This window comes from Paraburkholderia sp. BL6669N2, from assembly GCF_003387275.1.
Taxonomy (GTDB): domain Bacteria; phylum Pseudomonadota; class Gammaproteobacteria; order Burkholderiales; family Burkholderiaceae; genus Paraburkholderia.
In genome coordinates this window covers 2675651-2698644 of record NZ_QUNA01000001.1, presented here as the reverse complement: position 1 = coordinate 2698644, position 22994 = coordinate 2675651, and the positions used below count along the sequence as shown (strand labels likewise).

The 22994-nt window shown below is 63.5% G+C and carries 20 protein-coding genes; 5 read left to right on the top strand and 15 right to left on the bottom strand.

From position 1 onward, the window contains the following. Positions 1-80: 80 nt before the first annotated feature. Complete coding sequence (locus B0G80_RS12210) at positions 81-1499, bottom strand: PLP-dependent aminotransferase family protein (RefSeq protein WP_116118161.1); 1419 nt, start codon at positions 1497-1499, stop codon at positions 81-83. A gap of 189 nt (positions 1500-1688) precedes the next feature. Here B0G80_RS12210 and B0G80_RS12205 point away from each other — a divergent pair, with 189 nt between their 5' ends. After that, positions 1689-1994, top strand: coding sequence for a DUF2917 domain-containing protein (locus tag B0G80_RS12205; RefSeq protein WP_116118160.1), 306 nt, complete (start codon positions 1689-1691; stop codon positions 1992-1994). Between the two features lie 37 nt (positions 1995-2031). On the opposite strand, the gene B0G80_RS12200 is transcribed toward B0G80_RS12205, so the two are convergent. Continuing rightward, positions 2032-3273, bottom strand: a complete 1242-nt coding sequence (locus tag B0G80_RS12200; protein ID WP_116118159.1) for a citrate/2-methylcitrate synthase — start codon at positions 3271-3273, stop codon at positions 2032-2034. Positions 3274-3388: 115 nt separating this feature from the next. Between B0G80_RS12200 and B0G80_RS12195 the strand changes: the two genes are divergently transcribed. Beyond that, positions 3389-4780, top strand: a complete 1392-nt coding sequence (locus tag B0G80_RS12195; protein ID WP_116118158.1) for a CoA transferase — start codon at positions 3389-3391, stop codon at positions 4778-4780. Positions 4781-4862: 82 nt separating this feature from the next. On the opposite strand, the gene B0G80_RS12190 is transcribed toward B0G80_RS12195, so the two are convergent. Next, entirely contained in the window at positions 4863-5609 is a 747-nt protein-coding gene (locus tag B0G80_RS12190) for a GntR family transcriptional regulator (RefSeq protein WP_116118157.1), read from the bottom strand. Positions 5610-5800: 191 nt separating this feature from the next. On the opposite strand from B0G80_RS12190, the gene B0G80_RS12185 reads away from it, so the two are divergent. Then, the gene (locus tag B0G80_RS12185) at positions 5801-6646 is read left to right on the top strand and encodes an aldo/keto reductase (RefSeq protein WP_116118156.1); all 846 of its coding nucleotides are present in this window, start codon (positions 5801-5803) and stop codon (positions 6644-6646) included. A gap of 15 nt (positions 6647-6661) precedes the next feature. Here the strand turns inward: B0G80_RS12185 and B0G80_RS12180 are convergent, their stop codons facing one another. From B0G80_RS12180 to B0G80_RS12130, 11 genes are all read right to left on the bottom strand, one after another. After that, complete coding sequence (locus B0G80_RS12180; protein WP_116118155.1) at positions 6662-7147, bottom strand: Rap1a/Tai family immunity protein; 486 nt, start codon at positions 7145-7147, stop codon at positions 6662-6664. 178 nt (positions 7148-7325) lie between these two features. Further along, positions 7326-9509 (bottom strand): ABC transporter ATP-binding protein, encoded by a 2184-nt coding sequence (locus B0G80_RS12175; RefSeq protein ID WP_116118154.1) that lies wholly within the window; start codon positions 9507-9509, stop codon positions 7326-7328. Beyond that, positions 9506-10372, bottom strand: a complete 867-nt coding sequence (locus B0G80_RS12170; RefSeq protein WP_116118153.1) for an ABC transporter permease — start codon at positions 10370-10372, stop codon at positions 9506-9508. The genes B0G80_RS12175 and B0G80_RS12170 overlap by 4 nt, the downstream gene beginning before the upstream one ends. After that, positions 10369-11379 (bottom strand): ABC transporter permease, encoded by a 1011-nt coding sequence (locus B0G80_RS12165; protein ID WP_116118152.1) that lies wholly within the window; start codon positions 11377-11379, stop codon positions 10369-10371. Before B0G80_RS12165 ends, B0G80_RS12170 begins: the two co-directional genes overlap by 4 nt. Positions 11380-11423: 44 nt before the next feature. Further along, entirely contained in the window at positions 11424-13088 is a 1665-nt protein-coding gene (locus tag B0G80_RS12160; protein ID WP_116118151.1) for an ABC transporter substrate-binding protein, read from the bottom strand. Positions 13089-13403: 315 nt separating this feature from the next. After that, the gene (locus B0G80_RS12155; protein ID WP_116118150.1) at positions 13404-14423 is read right to left on the bottom strand and encodes a HoxN/HupN/NixA family nickel/cobalt transporter; all 1020 of its coding nucleotides are present in this window, start codon (positions 14421-14423) and stop codon (positions 13404-13406) included. An 18-nt stretch (positions 14424-14441) separates the two neighbouring features. Next, positions 14442-14957 (bottom strand): cupin domain-containing protein, encoded by a 516-nt coding sequence (locus B0G80_RS12150; protein ID WP_116118149.1) that lies wholly within the window; start codon positions 14955-14957, stop codon positions 14442-14444. A 186-nt stretch (positions 14958-15143) separates the two neighbouring features. Beyond that, on the bottom strand, positions 15144-17249 hold the full coding sequence (fusA, locus tag B0G80_RS12145; protein ID WP_106283427.1) for an elongation factor G: 2106 nt from the start codon (positions 17247-17249) through the stop codon (positions 15144-15146). Between the two features lie 327 nt (positions 17250-17576). Beyond that, entirely contained in the window at positions 17577-18083 is a 507-nt protein-coding gene (locus B0G80_RS12140; RefSeq protein WP_116118148.1) for a DUF192 domain-containing protein, read from the bottom strand. Positions 18084-18228: 145 nt separating this feature from the next. Then, entirely contained in the window at positions 18229-18423 is a 195-nt protein-coding gene (locus B0G80_RS12135; protein ID WP_041758551.1) for a hypothetical protein, read from the bottom strand. Positions 18424-18856: 433 nt separating this feature from the next. Continuing rightward, on the bottom strand, positions 18857-19426 hold the full coding sequence (locus B0G80_RS12130) for a pseudouridine synthase (protein WP_116118147.1): 570 nt from the start codon (positions 19424-19426) through the stop codon (positions 18857-18859). A 322-nt stretch (positions 19427-19748) separates the two neighbouring features. Between B0G80_RS12130 and icd the strand changes: the two genes are divergently transcribed. Both icd and B0G80_RS12120 read left to right on the top strand, forming a co-directional pair. Next, positions 19749-21005: an NADP-dependent isocitrate dehydrogenase gene (gene icd / locus B0G80_RS12125; RefSeq protein ID WP_116118146.1), complete on the top strand. Its 1257-nt coding sequence runs from the start codon at positions 19749-19751 to the stop codon at positions 21003-21005. Between the two features lie 302 nt (positions 21006-21307). Next, positions 21308-22123, top strand: a complete 816-nt coding sequence (locus B0G80_RS12120; RefSeq protein WP_116118145.1) for a hypothetical protein — start codon at positions 21308-21310, stop codon at positions 22121-22123. Between the two features lie 201 nt (positions 22124-22324). Here the strand turns inward: B0G80_RS12120 and B0G80_RS12115 are convergent, their stop codons facing one another. After that, a complete protein-coding gene (locus B0G80_RS12115; RefSeq protein ID WP_007180614.1) occupies positions 22325-22531 on the bottom strand; it encodes a cold-shock protein in 207 nt (68 codons plus the stop codon). Between the last annotated feature and the right edge of the window lie 463 nt (positions 22532-22994).

Genomic DNA, 22994 nt, shown 5'->3' with positions numbered 1-22994 from the left:
GGAGGGCGGCTGGGCGCGCAGGGACGGGCTGTGGGACTCGCTATTCTAGGGAAAAGCGCGGGCCGACGCTCGTTCAGCGCTCAGTCCGACGCCGGCAACGCCGCCGCCGCACGGAAGAATGCCTGCGCACGTGGATCGTTACCGAATGCGATGTGAATCCTGGTCCACGGACTCATTTCCATATTCGGCCGGAAGTGATTGCCCGGCACGACGGTCACCCCCAGCGGCACGCCGCATTCCACCAGCCGTTCCGCATTGCCGACATGCGGCACGCGAGCCCACACGAATTTCCCGCCCGCGGGCTTGTCGAAAATTTCCCAGCCCGCGTCTTCGAGCGTCTGAATGGTCGAGCCGAGCGCGTCGCGCATACGCCGGCGCAGGCGCTCCAGATACTTGCGATACGCGCCGCGCTCCAGCATCGCCACGGCGACCGCTTCGGCAAAACGCGAGCCGCCGATGCTCGTCAGCATCTTGATGTCGACCAGATCCTTGATGATCGCGTGGCTCGCGACCACACAGCCAATCCGCAGCGACGACGACAGCGTCTTCGACAGTCCGCCCACGTAGATCACGTGTTCGAGCTGGTCGAGCGTGGCGAGACGATCGGTGAGGTCGGTCTGAAAATCGGCGTAGATGTCGTCTTCGATGATCGAGAAGCCGTGCTCGCGCGCCAGCTGCAGCAGCCGGAAGGCCACCGGCGGCGCCACGTTGGTGCCCGTCGGATTGTGGAACACGGTGTTGACGAACAGCAGCTTGGGCCGATGCGACTTCAACTGCTCCTGCATCACGTCCAGATCCGGACCATTGCGTGTGCGCGGAATGCCGACCAGTTTCACGCCATGCAGCTTCAGCAGACCGTGCAGGTTGTAGTAACCGGGGTCTTCGACAAAGATCGTGTCGCCTGCCTTCAGCATGTAGCGCATCAGCAGATCGAGCGCCTGGCTTGCGCCGTTGGTGATGAGAATCTGCGACGTGTCCGCCTGAATCCCCAACTGGCCGATGCGGCTTTGCAGATGCTCGCGCAACGTCAGGTTGCCGAGCGGGGTGGCGTAATCGACCATGCTCGCGAGATCGGTCCGCGAGACGTGGCGGATTGCCTGCGCGATGCTGTCCGCGTCGCGCCACGCTTCAGGGACAAAGCCGCTGCCGAGCTTGAGCGTTTCGCCCGGATGGTTGAACTGCTGCAAAAGATGGTCCGACTCGTCCTCGGCGCGGCGGGGATCCGAGGAGCCCTGACACTGAGTGCTCGCCGGCTGGCGATCGGCGACATAGAAACCGGAGCCATGGCGCGAGTCGACGTAGCCGAGCGACACCAGCCGGTCATAAGCCTCGATCACCGGAAAGCGGCTCACGCCGTAGTCGGCGGAAAACTGGCGAATCGACGGCAGCTTCGAGCCAGGGTGGGCGATGCGCGAGCGGATCCACGCCGTGACGCCGGTGACGATCTGTTCGGTCAGCGGTACGCCATTGTCCCGATCGAGTTGGATTTCAAGCTTCATGAGGATCTTCCTTCGCCGAACCGCCGACTGATGCGGCTGAACTCTGCGCCACCAAACCGGCTGCGCGCGCCAACTGTCCGGTTTTTCAACTGAACAGTTCCGATAGAAGTGTTCGGAACTGTGCATGGGTATCCGATCATCGCACGTCAATAATCGGTACAAGAGAAAAGTTCTTTGAAGGAGAGAGCGATGCGTGAAGTCCGGATTTTCGAATTGGAACATGACGAGCCCGCGACGGCCTGGCGTGTCGCGCGTCCGTCGATCTTCAAGGTCATCTCGGGCGAGATCTGGCTGACCATCGAGGGCGACAGTGAGGATCACTGGCTCGCGACCGGCCAGTCGATCGAATTGCCGCGCCGCGCGGTGGCGTGGATCAGCGCGGGTCAGGCCGGCGCGCGCTTTGCGCTGGCGAGCGGCTCCGAGCGCACCGCAACGAAGCCGATCTCAGGCTCGCCAATGTTGAACTGGCTGCCGCGCTGGCTCGGCGCGGCCTGACGAATCGCCAGGCTTGTCCAGCCGGGTCCGTAGCGTCTCAGTTCGGCCCGGCAGCCTCATATTCCCCGATGTAACGCGCGCGCGGCCGGATCAGGCGGCCGTCGCGCGTCTGTTCCATGGCGTGCGCAATCCAGCCGACCACCCGGCCAACCGCGAACAGCGTAAACGCGGCGCCCGCCGGCAACCCCAGCACTCGCTCGATGGCGGCAAGCGCGAAGTCGACGGTCGGCTCCGCGCCGGTCGTATCGCGCACCGTGCGCGCCAATCGAAGCACTTCAGGCAACGGTGAACGCGCCGGCGCGCAGTCGGCGAGCATGGCGAACAATAGCCGCGCCCGCGGGTCGCCGTCCGGATACAGCGGATGACCGAAACCCGACAGCACCGGCCCGTGCGCGCCATGTTCGACGCGCGCGAGGCGGTTCGCCAGATAGCGGTCGAGATCGGGCGCGCGCGAGGCTTCTTCGAGCAGCGCGGCGATGCGCACCGTTTCGCCGCCATGGCGCGGACCCGACAAGGCCGCGAGACCTCCTGCCACCGCGCCGAACAGATGCGTGCCCGTCGACGTGATGCAGCGCACCGTGAAGGTGGACGCATTCAACTCATGGTCCGCGCAGGCCACCAGCGCCGCGCGCAGCAAGCCGGCCTGCTGGCGGTTACGCACATGCCACGCTAAAGCCAGTTGCCGATGCAGCGGCTCGTTCGACGGCGCCGCCGAGATCATCGCGGCAGCCAGCAGCCGCATGACGGCGCAGGCTGTATCGAGTTGCGCATCGCGGCCGAGTGCCCACACGCGCGGCATTTGCGCCGCCGCGGCCGGCAGCAGCACGAGCGCGCGATCGAGCGGCGTACTGTCGCCCCACAGCTTGAGCCACGCGGCCCATTGAGCGTTGGCGAACGGCACGGCCGGCGCATCGGTAATGCGCCGTGGGCTGCATTCCCACAGCAGCGCCGCGACCTCTTCGAGCGATGCGCTTTGCGCCAGTTCCATCGCATCGTGCCCGCGATACAGCAGGCGCCCGTCGGCGACCAGCGTGATGGACGATTCGAGCACAGGCACGCCCCAGTCCAGCACCTTCTGCGCGACCTTGCCCGCGCGCTTGCCGTCTTCCTTGCGGCGCGCGAGGCGCCGCACTTCGCCCGCGTCGTAAAGACGATGCTTGCCCTGCGCATCCGGCGACGAGCTCAGCATGCCCCGGCTCACATAAGCGTACAGCGTAGGCAAGCTGATGCCGAGCGCAGCGGCGGCTTCAGCAGCGGTCATGGCGTTAGAGGTCGGCATGGAAAAGGGCGGAAACCGAAGAAATCAATATATATTGATTATCATAATCAAGATTGATTGCGGTGGGGCGAAATTCTAGACTCGGTTCACTTCCTCCTGCTTCGCCAGGGACGACATGACACCTGAACTCGCTCTCAAACACATCTGGACCCTCGCCGGATGCGACCCGACTGCGCTGCGTTCCGTGACGCTGACCGGCGCTGATCCGGGCTTGCCGTCGGTCTACCGGGTCGGCAGCCTGGCCTCGGCGAGCATCGCCGCGACCGGTCTTGCGGCAGCCGACTATCAGCGCCTGCGTACGGGGCACAGGCAGCACGTGACGGTGGAAATGCGGCGCGCGCTGGCGTCGTTTCGCAGCGAGCGCTATCTGCGTGTCGACGACGGGCCGCCGCCCGCCTTGCGCGATCCGGTGATGGGTTTCTACGAGACACGCGACGGGCGCTGGATTCAACTCCACACGAATTTTGCGCATCACCTGTGGGGCGTATTGCAGATACTCGGTTGCGAGAACGATCCTGTTGCCGTGGCGGCCGCGATTCGCAACTGGGACGGCGCGACGCTCGACCAGACGCTCGCTGACGCCGGCCTCTGCGCGGCGTTGATTCGCACGCCCGACGAGTGGGCCGCGCTCGATCAGGCGAAAGCCATCGCGGGCTTGCCGCTCTTCGAAATCGAACGCATCGGCGACGCACCGGCCGAGCCGCCGCGCGAGCGCGGCGCGGAGCGGCCGCTGGCGGGAGTACGCGTGCTGGATCTGTCGCGCATCATTGCCGGGCCGGTGGCCGGGCGGGCGCTTGCGCAGCACGGCGCCGACGTATTGATGATCAACGGGCCGCATCTGCCGAACATCGCGCCGCTGGTGATCGACAACGGACGTGGCAAGCGGTCGGCGCTCGCCGATCTGCGCGACGCGGCGGGGCGTGAGGTGTTGCGCGGCCTGGTCGCCGACGCCGATGTATTTCTTCAGGCATATCGCCCGGGAGCGCTGGCCGCGCGCGGTTTCGGTCCTGATGAACTGGCGCGTGTGCGGCCGGGAATTGTGTACGTGTCGGTGTCGGCCTATGGGCATGAAGGGCCGTGGGCGCAACGGCGCGGGTTCGATAGTCTGGTGCAGTCGGCAAGCGGGATTGCCTTCACCGAGCGGCAGGCGGCGGGGTGGAACGAGCCGAAGCATTTGCCGTGTCAGGCGCTGGATCATGCGACCGGTTATCTCGCGGCATTTGGCGCGATGGTCGCATTGGCGCGGCGGGCTACCGAAGGTGGAAGCTGGCATGTGCGCGTCTCGCTCGCGCAAACGGGCCGGTGGCTGCAATCGTTCGGGCAGATTGCCGATGGCTGGCAAGCGCCCGACGTCACCCTCGACGATCTGCGCGATTGCCTCGTGACCGTGGAGTCGGAGTTCGGGCGCGTGCTAGGCGTGCAGCCGGCTGAGGCTTTGGACGAGACGCCGGCGTACTTCGCGCTGCCGCCGGCTCCAATAGGCGCCCATGAGGCGAAGTGGACGTGAGAACTTCAGGTCATCTGGCCTGCGGCGAGGCGTGTGCCGACACACAACCAACGCGCGCCCCGCGCACAGCGCAAAAGGCCAACTATTTCCTCAACTCCGCCACGAAGTCGTAGTAATCGTTACGGCAGTACGTATCGGTCAACTCGATCGCGCGCTGGTCGGCGGTGTAGCCCACGCGCGTGATCAACAACAGCGCCTCGTTCGGCGCGATGCTCATTTGCTGCGCGATTTCCTCGCTCGCGTTCACCGCGCGAAAATGCTGCAACGCGCGGACAATCGTCAGTCCACGGTTCTCCAGATACGAGTACAGCGAATCGCCAATCGCCTGGGGATCGGGAATCACCGCGGCGGGGAAGGTGGAATTCTCGACGGCCATCACGATGCCGTCGGCCATCCGCAAGCGCCTCAACCGCGTCACCGCCGCCGCCGGCGATAAGCCGAGCTGAATCACCTCGTCGCGGTTGGCCGGCAAAATTTCGCGCGACAACCACTTCGAACTCGGCGTGAAACCGCGTCGGCGCAACATTTCGCTAAAGCTCGACAGACGCGACAGCGGATCTTCGTAGCGTGGTGTGATGAAACTGCCCGCGCCTTGAGTGCGTCGAATCAAACCCTGCTCGACCAGCAAGGCAATCGCCTTGCGTGAGGTGATCCGCGATACGCCGAGCGCCTCGGAGAGCACGCGCTCCGAAGGCAGCGCCTCGCCCGCGTTCCAGCGGTTCTCGTGGATGGCGGCGCCGAGCTTGCGAGCCAGTTGCAGATATAGCGGCGTGTCGTTTTCCGGGTCCGGGCGCAGGTCGCGCCAGCGGTCTTCCGAGGCAGAGGTCATGGAGCTCACGCAAGAAGGGCAAGCGGCAATTCTATGACATCGGCGCGCTGTGTTATAGCGGGCTTTTGCCTAGTGTCCGATTGAATGCTCGTTAAACCGCTAAACTCGTCGCTATGATTTTTCGCGGCACGCGCGGCGCATTCGCTTGCGCAGCGATATTGCCGACCACTGAGCCACTTCGAGGAGTCAGCATGACGAGCGACATCGCAAGCGTGAGCCTGCCCGACGGCGAACGCGTTCCGAAACTGGGGCAGGGCACCTGGGGGATGGGTGAAATGCCGGCGCGGCGAGCCGCTGAGATCGACGCGCTGCGTTGCGGCATCGAACTCGGCATGACGTTGATCGATACGGCGGAAATGTACGGCGACGGTGCGACTGAATCGCTACTCGGTGAAGCGTTGGCCGGATTGCGCGACAAGGTATTTCTGGTCAGCAAGGTGTATCCGCACAACGCCAGCCGGCGCGGCGTGATCGCGGCGTGCGAGCAGAGCCTCAAGCGTCTGAAGACCGATCAGCTCGATCTGTATCTGCTGCACTGGCGCGGCTCGGTGCCGCTCGCGGAGACGGTCGAGGGTTTTGAGGCGTTGCGCCGGGCGGGCAAGATCCGCCATTGGGGCGTCAGCAACTTCGACACCGAGGACATGGAAGAACTCGTCGCCACGCCGGGCGGCGATGGCTGCGCGACCAATCAGATTCTCTACAATGTGGCGCGCCGCGGGCCGGAGTTCGATCTGCTGCCATGGCTCGCCGCCCGCAAGATGCCGGGCATGGCGTACAGCCCGGTCGATCACGCACGCTTGCCGAAACGCTCGCCGCTCGACGATATCGCCGACGCGCGCGGCGTCTCGGTGATTCAGGTCGCGCTTGCGTGGGTGCTGCGCCAGCCCGGCGTGTTGGCGATTCCGAAGGCGGCGCGCGTCGAGCACGTGCGCGACAACCATCGCGCGTCGCAATTGCAACTCGGCGCCGATGAACTGGCCGCTATCGACGCTCACTTCAAGCCGCCGCGCGGCAAGCGGCCGCTCGAAATGCTGTAAGCGCTTCGCGCCGTGTCAATTGCAGCTGTGGTGCATGTGAACGGAGCCGAGCACCGCGACTTCCGCGGGCGTGTGCCTGAGCGAATCCTCGTTGACCTGGGCCGCGTCCGTGACGAATTCGTCGACGATCGACGACACCTGCACGTTGCGCAGGCACAGCGACACGCGCTGCGTTTCATTGGCGGGCAACGCGCTGCGCTGACCGAGGAACAGCACGCCATACTGATAGCCGTGGATAATGCCGCGAATCGCACCGACGCATTGACCTTGCGCGACGTTGTCGGTTTTCTGCTTGCAGGTTTGCGCGAGCGAATACGCGGAGAAGGTGGGATCGACCGGCGGGGCGGCTTGCGACAGCGTCGGCGAGAGCGGCTGTGCCGTTTGCGCCGTTTGCATTTGCGCGGGTGTTTGCGCATGAGCGAGTGATGCGAGGCCGAGCGCCGCAGCCATCACCAGACCGGTGGCCACGCGCGCCGCGGAGCGGGGGACGTTTCGTTGCATGTTTGTGGTGCCCTCATATCGAACGTTGAATCTGATATGAGGCGATCGCGTCGGTTTGGTTCCAGGCGCGCGCGCACGGGCGGCTGATTGTTCGAGTTTTTGCCACCTACGCGCACGTCCGCGTTCACGGTTCAAGTGTGCGGTCCTGACGCGTGGTCCGGATTCGCGTCGGCCCGTGCTACTCGTCACGCCGGGCGTTCTCGGGCGCGTTTTCCGATCTGTCGCCAAGCACCTTGCCCGCGACTTTTCCCGCATCGTCGCGCGACGCAGATTGCAGCGCGCGCAATTCATCGACGGGGATGTGGCAGCGGATTCGATGCGCGGAGGGCGTCGCCGCCTTGCTGTCGCCGGCATCGGCGAACGGCGGGTCCTGCTGCTCGCAGATCGCGCCCAGCTTGCGCGGACAGCGTGTATGAAACACGCAGCCGGACGGCGGCGATGCCGCGCTCGGCAAATCGCCGGACAGGCGGATGCGGGCCGTGCCGCCTTGGCCATCGAGTGTCGGTACTGAGGACAGCAACGCTTCCGTATAAGGATGATGCGGTCCTTCGAACACGGCCGCTGCCGGTCCGATTTCCAGCAGCCTGCCCAGATACAGCACCGCGATGCGATCCGACAGATAGCGCACGACGTGAAGATCGTGCGAGATGAAAACGTAACTCACGCCGCGCTCGCGTTGCAGATCGGCGAGCAGGTTCAGGATCGCGGCCTGCACGGAGACGTCGAGCGCGGAAGTCGGTTCGTCGCAGACCACCACGCGCGGTTCGCCGGCAAACGCGCGGGCAATCGCCACACGCTGTTTGAGCCCACCGGACAATTGGCGCGTGCGCGAGCCGAGATAGCGCTCCGGCAAGCGCACGGCGGCCGTCAACGTGGCAAGCCGTTCGTCGATGGCCGGCCCGCGCAATGCGGTGAGCCGCGAGAGCGCGCGGCCGATCAGCCGTTTCACCGAATGCGCGCGATTGAGCGCGGAGTCCGGATTCTGAAAGACGATCTGCAGCGACTTGACCTGCTCGGCATTGCGCCGCGTAACGCGCGCGGCGAGCGGCGCGCCGTCGAGTTCGAGCACGCCGCCCGCATCCGGCGTAAGCAGGCCGAGCATCAGCTTGGCGAGCGTCGTCTTGCCGCTGCCCGATTCGCCGACGAGGCCCAGCGTTTCGCCGCTGGCGAGATCGATCGAGACGTCGTCGACCGCACGCAGGGGAGCGCCGGATACGTGAAATGTCTTCGAGAGTTTTTCTGCACGCAATACGGGAGCAGGGGACTTGCCGTCGAGCGACGCACCATTGCGCTCGGGCAAAGCTTCCGCACTCGCACGCGGCAATTCGATCGCGCGTTCGTGGTAATGGCAGCGCGACATCTGATCGCCGCGCGCGGCACTCACGCGATACGGCGGCGGTGCTTCACGGCGGCAGCGGTCGTCGGCGAGACGGCAGCGGTCCGCGTAGATGCAGCCCTGCGTGACCGAACCGGGCAAGGGCAGACTGCCCGCGATCGTGTCGAGCCGCTCGCTGTCCTTGCTGCGCCCGGCCGTGGGCAAACAGCGCAACAGTCCGACCGTATAGGGATGACGCGGCCGCGTGAAGACATCTTGCGTCGCGCCTTCTTCGACCAGTTTGCCCGCGTAAAGCACGCCGACGCGTTCGCACATCCGCCCGATCACCGCGAGGTTGTGACTGATGAAGAGCACCGCCGTGCCGAGTTCTTTGCGCAACTGCGCGACGAGGTCGAGCACTTCCGCTTCGACGGTCGCATCGAGCCCGGTGGTCGGCTCGTCGAGAATCAGCAGCGCGGGGTTCGAGGCGAGCGCCATGGCGATCACCACGCGCTGTTGCATGCCGCCCGACAATTGATGCGGGTAACTCTCCATCACCCGCTCGGGCGCCGCGATGCGTACGCGCTGCAGCATCTCGTGCGTGCGCCGCAAGGCTTCGTCGCGCGCGATGCCGGCGGCTTCGAACGCTTCGGAGACTTGCCGCGCGATTGTCAGCGACGGGTTCAGCGCGCGCCCCGGATCCTGATAGACCATCGAGATCGCATTCGCGCGCATGTTGCGCAACGCGTCGGCGTTGAGCTTCTGCACGTCCTCGCCGGCAATGACGATCTTGCCGGCCTTCACCTTGCCGTTGCGCGGCAGATAGCGCAGCGCCGCCATCGCGACGGTCGACTTGCCGCAGCCGGACTCGCCGACCAGGCCATACGCTTCGCCGCGCCGCACGCGAAATGAAATGTCCTGCAGCACTTCGCGATCGCGTCCGCGTATCCGGTACGTGACCGTCAGCCCGACGACGGTCAACGCATCCGTGCGATCGCTCTTCGAGACGTCGAAGGCGGGGAACGAGGAGGGCGGCGGGCCGTTCATCGGTCGAGCACGCCTTGCACGCTGTCGGCGATCAGATTCACGCCGACCACGAGACTCGCAATCGCGCCGGCCGCGAACACCACGGTCCACCATGCGCCGCCCGCCATCAGCGTGTACGACTCGGACAGCGCGAGGCCCCAATCGGCCGACGGCGGCTGAATGCCGAAGCCGAGAAACGATAGCGTGGCAACCGCGAAGATCGCGTAGCCGAGCCGCACCGTTGCCTCGACGATGATCGGCGGCAGCACGTTCGGCAGGATCTCGGCGAACATGATGTAGGGCGCGCGTTCGCCACGCAATTGCGCCGCGGCGACGTAGTCGAGATGCCGTTCGGCGAACACGGCGGCGCGCACGGTGCGCGCGGTGATCGGCGTGAACGTGATGCCGATCACGAGAATGACGGTGAAGTTCGACGCACCGACTGCGGCGAGGGCGAGTAGCGCGACGATCACGAGCGGCAGCGCGAGCACGGCGTCGATCGCCCGTCCGACCACGTTGTCCACCCAGCCTTCGAAGTAGCCGACGATCAAGCCCAGCGTGGTGCCCGCTATCGTGCCGAGCAAGGTGGCAAGCGGCGCGATGGTGAGAATGTCGCGCGCGCCGACGATCACGCGCGAGAACACGTCGCGCCCGAGCTGATCGGTGCCGAACCAATGCGTGCTGTCGGGCGGCGTTAGCGAATTGAGCGGATCGGATGCGTACGGGTCGATGCGCACGATCCATTGCCCGGCAATCGCGCAGACGATCCACCATGTGACGATCACCACGCCCACCACGAAGGTGGGTGAGCGTAGCAGCAGGCGCAGCTGGTCGAAGCGCGGCTCGGCGGCAACACGTGGTGTCGGCGGAACGATGGTGCTCATTCGGCGCTCCTCACCCGCAGCCGCGGATTGAGCAGCACATGCAACGCATCCGCGACGAGATTGGCGACGGTGTAGACCACGCCGATTGTCAGCACGCCTGCTTCGAGCATCGGAAAGTCCTTGGCCTTGGCGGCGTTGTAGATCAGCGAGCCGATACCTTGATAGTGGAACAGCGTCTCGACCACCACGAGGCCGCCGATCATATAACCGAGCTGTGTGGCAGCGACCGTGATGGTGGGCAGCAACGCGTTGCGCAACACATGCCGCCAGATCACGATATGACGCGGCAGGCCTTTGAGAATCGCGGTGCGTGTGTAGTCCGCATCGAGCGCCTCGACGGTGCCGGCGCGCGCCATTCTCGCGATATAACCGAAGAACACCAGCACGAGCGGCAGCACCGGCAGCACCAGATGACGCAACTGTTCGAGCGTGCTCGCTTCGGGCGGATACGACGCCTCGATCGGCAGCCAGCGCAGCCACACGCCGAACACGAGAATCAGCACGATCGACGAAACGAATTCGGGCACCACCGTCGCCGATAATCCAGCGATGCTGATCGTGCGATCGAGCCAACGCCCCGCGTGCATGGCCGACCACACGCCGCCCGCAATGCCGAGCGGCACGACCACGATGAACGCCAGCAAGCCGAGTTTGGCGGAATGCGCGAGCGCCTCGGCGATAAACGGCCGCACCGGCTCGCGATACGCGTAGGACAGCCCCATATCGCCGCGCACGAAATGCGAAATCCAGTCAACGTATTGCGTCATCAGCGGACGGTCGGCGCCGAGCTGATGATTGAGCGCGGCGACCGCGCGCGCATCGGCGAGGGGCCCGAGCACCGCGCGGCCGATATCGCCGGGCAGAAGCTGTCCGCCGGCGAACACGATCACCGACAGCAGCCATAGCGTGATCAGCGACAGGCCCACACGCGTCGCCAGAAAACGCAGGATGCGGCCCGCATTGCCGCTCGGCGCGGAGGAAGCGGAAGGGGTCACCGTGGTCGACATCGTGCTCTCCTGTCGCAAACGCGCCGGCGCTCAGGCATTCGACATCACGCGCTCAACACCGCGCGGTCGAAATAGAGTTGCGCGAGCGCGGTGAAGCGCACGCCGTTCACACCCTTGCGCATGGCGATCAGTTGATCGTAGAAGAACGGAATGATGATGGGCGTCTCATCGAGCAGCAGCGTCTGGATCTGCCCGGAGATTTTCCTCTGCGAGCCGAGATCGATGGCGGCGACGAATTGCGCGACCAGTTGATCGTATTGCGGATTCTTGAAGTGCGCGGCGTTCCACGTGCCGGTGCTGGTGAGCGGCGCATTCAGGAACACGTTCGGCACGCCGCGATGACCGTAGTCGGTAATGCCGAGCGGCGAGTCGAGCCAATCCGATTTGCCCGGCGTGCCCGCGCCGTAATACAGCGACTGGCTCTCGACCTTCAGATTGATGCGCACGCCGATCGCCTTCGCCGCGTTCTGCACGACCACCGCGAGATCGGGAATCTCCATGTATTTCTCGGTGGTCAGCGTCACGTCAAAGCCGTTCGGCACGCCCGCTTGCGCGAGCAACTGCTTCGCCTTCGCGACGTCGATCTTGCGCTGCGGGACGCCCGCATCCGAGGACGGAAACACGGGCGCGAACGGACTGTCGTTGCCGAGTTGCGCGCGCCCTTTGAACAGACCACGCACCAGCACGTCGCGATCGAGCGACAATGCCAGCGCCTGGCGCACGCGCTTGTCCTTGAACAACGGGCTGTCGTTGCGCATATGAATCTGCCGATGCGCGCTCGACTTCACGCCCACGGCCTTGTAATCCGGATTGTTCAGAATGCCGGCGCCGCCCTGCACGGTGAAGGTGCCCATCACATCGGCCTGATGGCCTTGCAGCGCGAGCAATTGCGCCTGTTCGTCGGCGTAGAAGGAGAACTGTACGCGTTGCGGTAACGCTTTGTCGCCCCAGTAGTCGGGATTGCGCACGAACGACGCGCCCACTTTCGCCTGATACTTTTCGAGCTTGAACGGACCTGTGCCGATGAAGCTCTTTTCATAGCCGCCCGCGTAGTTGGCGGGCAGGATCACGGCGTTGTAATTGTCCGAGGAAACGTAATAGGGGAAGTTGCCGTTCGGCGCGTCCAGATGAAACGCGACCGTGTGGTCGTCGACCACTTTCGCGCCGCCTTTGGACAGCACACCCTTGAGCACGGACAGCGCCGCTGAGCCGCTTGCCGGATCGGCGAGGCGGTCAAAGGTGGCGACCACGTCTTTGGCGCTGAACGTCTGGCCGTCGTGGAACTTGACGTTCGGCCGCAGCTTGAAGGTCCACACGTCGCCCTTGTCGTTCGGTTTCCACGACAACGCGAGCGCCGGCTTCAGCACGAGCTTTTCGCCGTCGTCGTCGATCAGGAATTCGCCGGTTTGGTTCAGCAGCGCGAGACTGGCGGCGTCCGTCACGGTGAGCGGATCGACCGCGCCCGCAGGCGTCAGGTGAGCCACGCGGATCGTCTGATTCGTTGCGCCGGCGGCGCCTTGCGCGCGAGCTTGCGGCGCATTCAGCACGCCGCCGCCCACCAGCGACAAACCAATCACGCTGGCATAGCGCAGCAGATCGCGGCGCGTGATGCGGCCGGCGAGGAATTCGTCGATGGCGTGGTTGCCGTAGGCGTCGGCGGTGAGGCGGGCTGCGTCGAGTGCGAGAAATCGGTCCGCGGGAGTCTTCATCGATGGAGTGTCCAGTCCGTTCTGTTGCCGGTTCTGAAGGGCCGCACAGGATGCGCGCGACAGGCGACGGTATTGCAATGACGAAAGCGACAGGGCGAAGCGGGTTCAGTGTAAGCGATTGCTCATGGATTCGGAGCGCCTGCGCCGCCGCCGGGTTCGCGTTTGGCGGATAAAAGGGCGGCTGTGTATCGTCATCACAACGTTCCGCGCGGTCGTGGCGCGAGGCATGTCCGAAACGCCCGCCGCTACGGCAGCGCAACGGCCGATGCCGCGAATGGAAACCTTACCGACCGCCGCGCTCGACAGGTGCTGGATTTACCGCGCGACCGCGTCCGGGCGCCGCCAGCGGTGGAACAGCACCGAGCCGATCCAGCACGCCATGAACATCGCGACGATGCCATAGCCCAACGCGCCGAAGCGCTCGTTCACGCTGGCCACCGCTTCCCATACGCCGCCGTTCAAGCCGAGCTTGTCCGACAGCAGACCCAGCGCCTCCACGCCGCCGATCACGATCGCCACCACCGCCGAAACGAAGGTGATGCTCGCGTTGTAGTAGAGCTTGCGCTTCGGGTCGTCCATGGCCCAGCCGTAGGCGTGGACCATCAGCACGTTGTCGGTCGAATCGACGAGTGTCATGCCGGCGGTGAAGAGCGCGGGGAAGACGAGAATCGAATAGAGCGGCAAACCTTTGCCGGCTTCGGACGCGGCGATAGCCAGCAGACCGATCTCGGTCGCGGTGTCGAAGCCGAGGCCGAACAGCACGCCGACGGGGTACATGTGCCAGCTTTTCGTCACGAGCCTGAAGAGCGGCCGCAGCGCGCGTGACAACAGACCAGCGGGCGCGATCGAGTCCGGCGTTTGAGCGGGCAATTCGCCGCTGCGTTGGACTTGCCGGTAGCGGCGCCACACGTCGCGCAGAATCACGAGGTTGACGGCGGCCAGCACCAGCAGAAAGCTCGCGGACACGAGCGTGCCGATCGTCCCGCCGACGGCCTTGAACGTCTCGAAACGGCCGTGCAGCGAATGCGCGGTCCACGCGATGCCGATCGTCGCGAGAACCACGATCGTCGAATGCCCTAGCGAAAACGACAGCCCGACGCCGAGCGGACGCTTGCCGGTTTGCATGAGCTTGCGCGTGACGGCGTCGATTGCCGCGATGTGATCGGCGTCGACCGCATGACGCAAGCCGAAGCCATACGCCAGCAGCGCGGTGCCGAGCAGCAGCGGGTAATGGCGAAACGCGATCAGCGCCCACGCCCACGCGCCGAGATTGGCGGCGATCAGCACGGCGTACAGCGTGAAGAGGCGTGGGCGCAGGGAAGCGGTCGGCGTCATGAGTCGCGTGGGCAAGAGTTAGTGATCGTGCGGATGCTTGTGAATCGGATCGACCCAGAACACCGTTTCGGGCTGTTCCACCGCGTCGATGTTCAGATTGACCACCACGGCTTCGTTGTCGCTGCGCACCAGCACGCATTCGAGCGGGTCGTCCGTGCTCGCGTTGATCTCCTGGTGCGGCACGTACGGCGGCACGAAGATGAAATCGCCGGGGCCGGCTTCGGCCGTGAATTCCAGATGCTCGCCCCAGCGCATGCGCGCCTGGCCGCGCACCACGTAGATCACGCTTTCGAGCGCGCCGTGATGATGCGCGCCGGTCTTCGCATTCGGATGGATCGTGACGGTGCCGGCCCAGATCTTCTGCGCGCCGACGCGGGCCGCATTGATCGCGGCGGCGCGATTCATGCCCGGCGTCTGCGCGGTGTTGGTATCGAGTTGATCACCTTTGATGACCTTCACGCCGTGCTCACGCCAATCGACCGGTCCAGCGGGTGGCGCGTCCTTGTAATGCGGGTGTTCGTGATCCTGGCTCATGATGTGTCTCCTCGAGGGCAAGAGTCCCGGCGTTCGGCACGGCGCCGTCTGGCATTTTTGCATGTTCAAAAACGTGCGTGTGAAGAAGCCCTGTGTGCGGCGCAGCGGACGAAAAAAAGCCCGTCCGCAGGGGACGGGCTTTGAGCCGCTGGCGTGTGCTGCCTTCGGCTTGATGGTGGCTCGCGCTTACTTATGCTTCGCGTTGATCACGGCTTCAGCGACGTTGTTCGGCGTTTCCGCGTAATGCTTGAACTCCATCGTGTAGGTCGCGCGGCCCTGAGTCGCGGAACGCAGCGACGTGGAATAGCCGAACATCTCCGCGAGCGGCACTTCGGCGCGCACCAGCTTGCCGCCGCCACCGGCAATGTCTTCCATGCCTTGCACGAGTCCGCGACGGCTCGACAGGTCGCCCATCACGTTGCCCATGAAGTCTTCCGGCGTTTCCACTTCGACGGCCATCATCGGTTCGAGCAGCACGGGCTTGGCTTTGCGCATCGCTTCCTTGAAGGCCATCGAGCCGGCCATGCGGAACGCGTTCTCGTTCGAGTCGACGTCGTGGTAGGAACCGAAGGTCAGCGTCACCTTCACGTCGACCACCGGATAGCCGGCCAGCACGCCGGCCTTCAGCGTTTCCACGATGCCCTTGTCGACCGCCGGAATGTATTCGCGCGGAATCACGCCGCCCTTGATCGCGTCGACGAATTCGTAACCCTTGCCTTGCGGCGCCGGCTCCAGCGTGATCACCGCGTGACCGTACTGACCGCGGCCGCCCGACTGCTTGACGAACTTGCCTTCGACATCTTCGACCTTGTTGCGCACCGTCTCGCGATATGCGACCTGCGGCTTGCCGACGGTCGCCTCAACGCCGAACTCGCGCTTCATGCGATCGACCAGAATTTCCAGGTGCAACTCGCCCATGCCCGAGATGATGGTCTGGCCGGATTCTTCATCCGTCTGCACGCGGAACGACGGATCTTCCTGGGCAAGACGGTTCAGCGCAATGCCCATCTTTTCCTGGTCGACCTTGGTTTTCGGCTCGACAGCCTGCGAGATCACCGGCTCAGGAAAGATCATGCGTTCGAGGATGATCACGTTGTTCGGATCGCACAACGTGTCGCCCGTGGTCGCTTCTTTCAGGCCGACGGCCGCGGCGATGTCGCCCGCGTAGACTTCCTTGATTTCCTTGCGCTCGTTTGCGTGCATCTGCAAGATCCGGCCAAGGCGTTCCTTCTTTTCCTTGACGGCGTTGTAGACCGTGTCGCCCGAATTCACCACGCCGGAATAGACGCGGAAGAAGATCAACTGGCCCACGAACGGGTCGGTCATGATCTTGAAGGCAAGCGCCGAGAAGGGATCGGTGTCGGTCGGATGACGCTCGATTTCCTTGTCGTATTCGTCGTGACCGGTAATGGCGGGCACGTCTACCGGCGAGGGCAGATAGTCGATCACCGCGTCGAGCATGGCCTGCACGCCCTTGTTCTTGAACGCGCTGCCGCACAGCATCGGCACGATTTCGTTGGCGATGCAGCGCGCGCGAATGCCGTACTTGATTTCCTCTTCGGTCAGGGTCTCGCCACCGAGGTATTTGTCGAGCAGTTCCTCATTCGCTTCCGCCGCGGCCTCGACCATCTTGTCGTGCCATTCCTTCGCGGTCGCCGCGAGCTCCGCCGGAATATCGCGGTACTCGAACTTGATGCCCTGGTTTTCTTCGTCCCAGAAGATTGCCTTCATCTTGACGAGATCGACCACGCCCTGGAAGTGCTCTTCCGCGCCGATCGGAATCTGGATCGGCACCGCGACGCCCTTCAGGCGATCGCCGATCTGCCGCTGCACGCGGAAGAAGTCCGCGCCCACGCGGTCCATCTTGTTGACGAACGCAATGCGCGGCACCTTGTACTTGTTCGCCTGGCGCCACACGGTTTCCGACTGCGGCTGCACGCCGCCGACCGAGTCGTACACCATGCACGCGCCGTCGAGCACGCGCATGGAGCGCTCCACTTCGATCGTGAAGTCGACGTGTCCGGGGGTGTCGATGATGTTGATCCGGTGTTCCGGATAGTTGCCGGCCATGCCCTTCCAGAAGGCGGTGGTGGCCGCCGACGTGATGGTGATGCCGCGCTCCTGCTCCTGTTCCATCCAGTCCATCGTTGCCGCACCGTCGTGAACCTCGCCGATCTTGTGGGTCACGCCGGTGTAGAACAGGATGCGTTCAGTGGTGGTGGTTTTGCCGGCATCGATGTGAGCGCTGATGCCGATATTCCGGTAGCGCTCGATGGGAGTCTTGCGGGGCACGTGAACCTCCTTAAAATGGCGCGCCTGAAACGCTTGCCGGGCGGCAGTCTGTGCCGCCCGGGGAGCCTTGGGTGCTGCTTTACTAAGACTACTAGGATAGCGCGTCGGCCCGTCTTTTGCAGGAAACTTGCCAGCCGGACGCGAAGGCGTGCCGGCAACACTTCGGCTGGCGGCGCCGCGCGCCTGGTCGCGCCACAAGGCGAGCGGATGTCGCGCCGGCCGATGCCGCGGCGCGGAAAAGAAAAAAGCCGGCGCCTCGAAACGAGGCACCGGCTCCTGGAAAGCGGTGGGCCGAAGCGCGGTGCTTTGGCGCGGCCGGCGCGGGTGTTATTGCGCTGCGGGCAAGCCCTGAATCTTCATTCCCGGTTTGATGCCTTTCGACGTGAACCAGCCTTTGCTCATCTCCAACGCATACACGCCGTTGTTCTTCGGGCAGTGATTATTGGTGGTCTCGGCCTGCATTTCGTCGATGTCGGTGACCGTGCCGTCGGCGCGGATGAACGCGATCGACAGCGGGATCAGCGTGTTCTTCATCCAGAAGCAATGCACGGCGTTTTCGCCGAAGACGAACAGCATGCCTTCATTCGGCGCGAGGCTCGTGCGATACATGAGGCCTTGCTCGCGGTCCGCGTCGTTCGCGGCGACGGCGGCGTCGATCACGAACATGCCCGCCGTCAGCTTCGCACGGGGAAATTCGCTGGGCTGTTTGGCGCCGGCCGGCATCTGCTGCGCATGCGCAGGAGTGGCAGTGGAAGCAACGAACGACAACGCGGCGAACGGCAGCGCAACGGCAACAGCGAAACGCGCAATCAACGAGCGCATGGGAAATCGCACGGCATGACTCCTTGCTGGAAATTAACCCGCGAATGTTACGCGAGCGCGTCAAAAACAAAAAGGCAGATCGCCTTGCGGTGATCTGCCTTTCAACGCCGTAAGAACGGCAATGAAGCTAGTTCTTGACTGCGTTTTTACAACAAACTTACTCCGAAGCGCCCGAAGCTGCAGCAGCAGCTGCTGCCTTCTTGTGCGACTTCTTGTGAGCGTGCTTCGTGGTCTTCTTTGCCGACGAAGCTGCTGCCATCGGAGCTGCCGAAGCTGCTGCCGGTGCCGAAGCTTGTGCGAATGCTGCCGTTGCGAAGAGACCAGCGACCAGAGCGGCGATCAGTTTGTTCATTTTGTGAATCCTCAGCTTTAGTTAATTAACCAAATGACCCGGTTATATATGGAGTCATGTCGGTAAACGTGCCATCCACCTTTCGGTTGACAGCCGCATCGACAAATTTTTCGACGCGTCTGCTTTAGCGCTCAGACTGCCCGCACCTACCGCAAAAGCGGCTTGCACAAAGGCCCTTAAGGCTCAATGCCGGATAGCTTTAGGCGGCATCTGCGTCGAATAACGCCTGAGCTCGCGCACCGGTTGACGTGAATTTTATGGAAAAGTTATATGCGCTTGCGTTAGTGCAAACGACAGACTGCGGCGTACTCGCGCATGCCATTGTTTCACGCGCTCTTTTGTTTGCCGATACAACGAGTTAGCTTATTTTTCGCAGCGTGGAATGCAGGCGTGTTGCGGATTCGATCATCAGTCGGCGCGCGTCTGCGGATGATCAGGCGATGCCTTCCCACGGCGCCTTCGGTGGCAATTCGACGCTCTCTCCCGGTTGCAGCCCCAGCGAAAAAATGTCGAGCGCGCCGATGCCGACGCGTACCAAGCGAAGCGTCGGGAACCCCACGGCGGCTGTCATGCGACGGACCTGGCGGTTCTTGCCTTCGGTGATGGATAGCTCGATCCAGGTGGTCGGTATCGCGGCGCGAAAACGGATCGGCGGTGTGCGTGTCCAGAGCGCGTCGGTCGGCTCGACATAGTCGGCGCGGCAGGGGCGCGTCACGTAGTCGCCGAGATCGACGCCGCGTGCGAGCTTTTTTAGCGCGGCCGCGTCGACAGCGCCTTCCACTTGCGCCCAGTAACGTTTGACAAGCTTGTGACGCGGCTCGGCAATGCGCGCTTGCAATGCGCCGTCGTCGGTGAGAAGCAGCAGACCTTCGCTGTCGGAATCGAGCCGGCCCGCGGGATACACGTTGGGCACTTTGACCCAGTCGGCCAGCGAAGCGCGCGTCTCGTGCGGCGAGAACTGACAGATGGTGCCGAACGGTTTGTTCAGAGCGAGAAGGTGCATAGGAAAAAATCAGAATGGCGCAGAGAGGCTTGCGCCGTTGCGGCGCCAGGAGGCGCCGGGCCGACCGTAAATGGCGGGATAATAAAGCATCATGCGCGACTGAATACTCGGCATCTTATATAAGACATAAGACTCGCGCCTTGCCGTTTCGCATTCGTCCATGTTGGAAAACCCCGAGCCGCTGCCGCCTCGGAGCGACCGCCGCGTGGGCTAGAATAGCGGCCAGGCCGCTTGCAGTCGTCCGGCATTGCGCGTAGCGAGGAGCGCCCCATTTCGCAGTCTCCCCACCAGCTTTCAGCACAGCCTTCACTGGAGTCCGATCATGCCGTATCAGCACATCAAGGTTCCGACCGGTGGTGACAAGATCACCGTCAACGCCGATTTTTCGCTCAACGTGTCGGATCAGCCGATCATTCCGTATATCGAAGGCGACGGCACCGGCCTCGACATCACGCCGGTCATGATCAAGGTCGTGGACGCCGCGGTTGAAAAAGCGTATGCGGGCAAGAAGAAAATCAACTGGATGGAAATCTACGCCGGCGAGAAATCGACCAAGGTGTATGGCCCGGACGTGTGGCTGCCGGAAGAGACGCTGCAGGTGCTCAAGGAATACGTCGTGTCGATCAAGGGCCCGCTCACCACGCCGGTCGGCGGCGGCATCCGTTCGCTGAACGTCGCGCTGCGCCAGGAGCTGGACCTGTACGTGTGTCTGCGTCCGGTGCAGTATTTCAAGGGCGTGCCTTCGCCGGTGCGTGAGCCCGAAAAGACCAACATGGTGATCTTCCGCGAAAACTCGGAAGACATCTACGCCGGTATCGAATGGCCGGCCGAATCGGAGCAGGCGAAGAAGGTCATCAAGTTCCTGCGCGAAGAGATGGGCGTGAAGAAGATCCGCTTCCCGGATACGTCGGGGATCGGCATCAAGCCGGTGTCGCGTGAAGGCACGGAGCGTCTGGTGCGCAAGGCGATCCAGTACGCGATCGACAACGAACGCCGCTCGGTCACGCTGGTGCACAAGGGCAACATCATGAAGTTCACCGAAGGCGCGTTCCGCGACTACGGTTATGCGCTGGCGCAAAAAGAGTTCGCAGCGGAACTGATCGACGGCGGCCCGTGGATGAAGATCAAGAATCCGAAGACCGGTGGCGACATCGTCCTGAAGGATGTGATCGCCGACGCGTTCCTGCAGCAGATCCTGCTGCGTCCGGCGGAATACGACGTGATCGCCACGCTCAACCTGAATGGCGACTATGTATCGGATGCGTTGGCCGCGCAGGTCGGCGGTATCGGTATCGCGCCGGGCGCGAACATGTCGGATTCGGTCGCGATGTTCGAAGCCACGCACGGCACGGCACCGAAGTACGCCGGCAAGGACTACGTGAACCCGGGTTCGGAAATTCTCTCGGCGGAAATGATGCTGCGCCATCTCGGCTGGACCGAGGCGGCGGACCTGATCATCAAATCGATGGAAAAATCGATTTTGCAAAAACGCGTTACGTACGACTTCGCCCGCTTGATGGAAGGCGCGACGCAGGTATCGTGTTCGGGCTTTGGCCAGGTGCTGATCGAGAATTTGTGAGGCGGTTCGCGCTGAGCTAAGTGAGTTCGTCTTTGCAACCCCGGCGCCGTGAGGCGGCCGGGGTTGTTTGTTTTTTGCCGGTGGGATCGCGAGTTCGAACGCATCGCGATGCCACGAAGAATCGCGCTATAGCTTCGCCGGCGCGGCCGTCACGCGCGTGATCGGCATTGCGACCGTTATTGAGATGCCGGCCGTGTGGCGTCGGTTAAGTTACGCCGCAGCGAGCGCCCGCTCGCCCGGCGCGAGGGTCGCGCAACTTTGTCCGAGCCTCGGCCGCGTCACTGCATGCAAACACAATAACGATGAATACGAACCTCACACCCATCGTCGCGAATGTCTACGTCGCCACGCCGAGCTATGGCGCGGTCGTCACCACCGGCTACGCGCTCGGACTTCTGGATCTGCACGATCTGGCGCAGCAATACGGCTTTGGCGTGCGCGTGAACTTCAACAGTTTTGACAGTCTCATCACACGCGCCCGCAACACCATGGTCGCGGAGTTTCTCGCCGATGATCGCTTCACGCACCTCATGTGGATCGACAGTGATATCGGTTTCAAGGGCGACGATGTCGTCCGCCTTCTGCGGGCGAACCGGCCGGTCGTGGCCGGCGTCTATCCGATGAAGAACGACGGCTGGCCCGCCGCGGGTCTCGCGCAGCCGCTGCCGGCCGGTTCGACGCGCGCGGACTTCCGGACGATGCACGCGTCGTATCCGGCCGTGGCGCGCTCCGACACGCTCGAACCGGACGCGGACGGCTTCCTCGACGCGCTCGATGCGCCGACCGGCTTCATGCTGATCCGACGCGAAGTGTTTCTTGCGCTGATCGAGGCGTATCCCGAACTGCATTGCCGCTCGCGCTTCGTCGGCCGCCCGGAATTCGACGCAGGCAAGGTGGCGGACTTTTTCTATGCGTTTTTCGACACCGGTATCGATCCCGAGACGCGGGCGTACCTTTCCGAAGACTATTGGTTCTGCCGACTGGTGGCGAGCATCGGCATCACGCCGGCGATCGACGCCCGTTCGAACCTGACACACCAGGGGATTGCAGTGTACGAAGGCGATGTGGCCCGCAGCCTGGAAGCGCAGCGCGCGATGATGCGCCGTATCGCCGCATAGGATGTCGCGTCAGCGCTGCTTGCCCAGGAAGCCCGGTGCAAAAAACGTCGAACGGCCGTTATCGCAAGCGCGGAAGCGTGTATTGAATCGAATCTATACCCGATATATGGGACGCGCGTTCAGTCAGCACGACTAGATACTGACGCCAAAAAAAGAAACCCGGCACGAAGCCGGGTTTCAAAGGACGGGTATCGACCAGTATCAGGCGGGTGCCTGGATGTTCGATGCCTGTTTGCCTTTCGGGCCTTGCACGACCTCGAAGGTCACCTTTTGGCCTTCCTTCAGGGTCTTGAACCCATTCATCTGGATGGCCGAGAAGTGTGCAAACAGATCCTCACCACCTTCGTCAGGCGTGATGAATCCGAAACCTTTTGCGTCATTGAACCATTTGACCGTACCAGTTGCCATTCCAACTTCCCCTGTAACTCATGTCACTACCACGAGCCCTCGAAAAGCTCGACGACCGCGCGATGCAGCCGCTCCCTCCTCACAAGCTCACCATCGGCATTTTTTCGAAATTATGGCGCAGTGAAAAAAGTGCCAGCTTGATTGTTGAGGCTCTTTATTCGGGTGTCAAGAAAATTTTGAGACGGAGTCGCGGCGTTGCAAACAGGCCATTTCCAGGGTTTTTCCCGCTTTCGTTATGTGCGGTTGCGCAAGCGGGGCGTCTTGAAAAGTCGCATAATCGACTCACATGCTGTTCTGCGGCGCGTACCGCTCAAGTTGATGCCGGGCGAGCCGTCAGCCAGTTAAGGCAGGTTGTGCGATACTCGATCCGACTGCGGTGCAACACGACCGCAAGGCATCACAGGATAGGGGCCGGCTCCGCAATCGGCTCGTCGATTTAACGCACGCATTGGCGGGGTCTCTC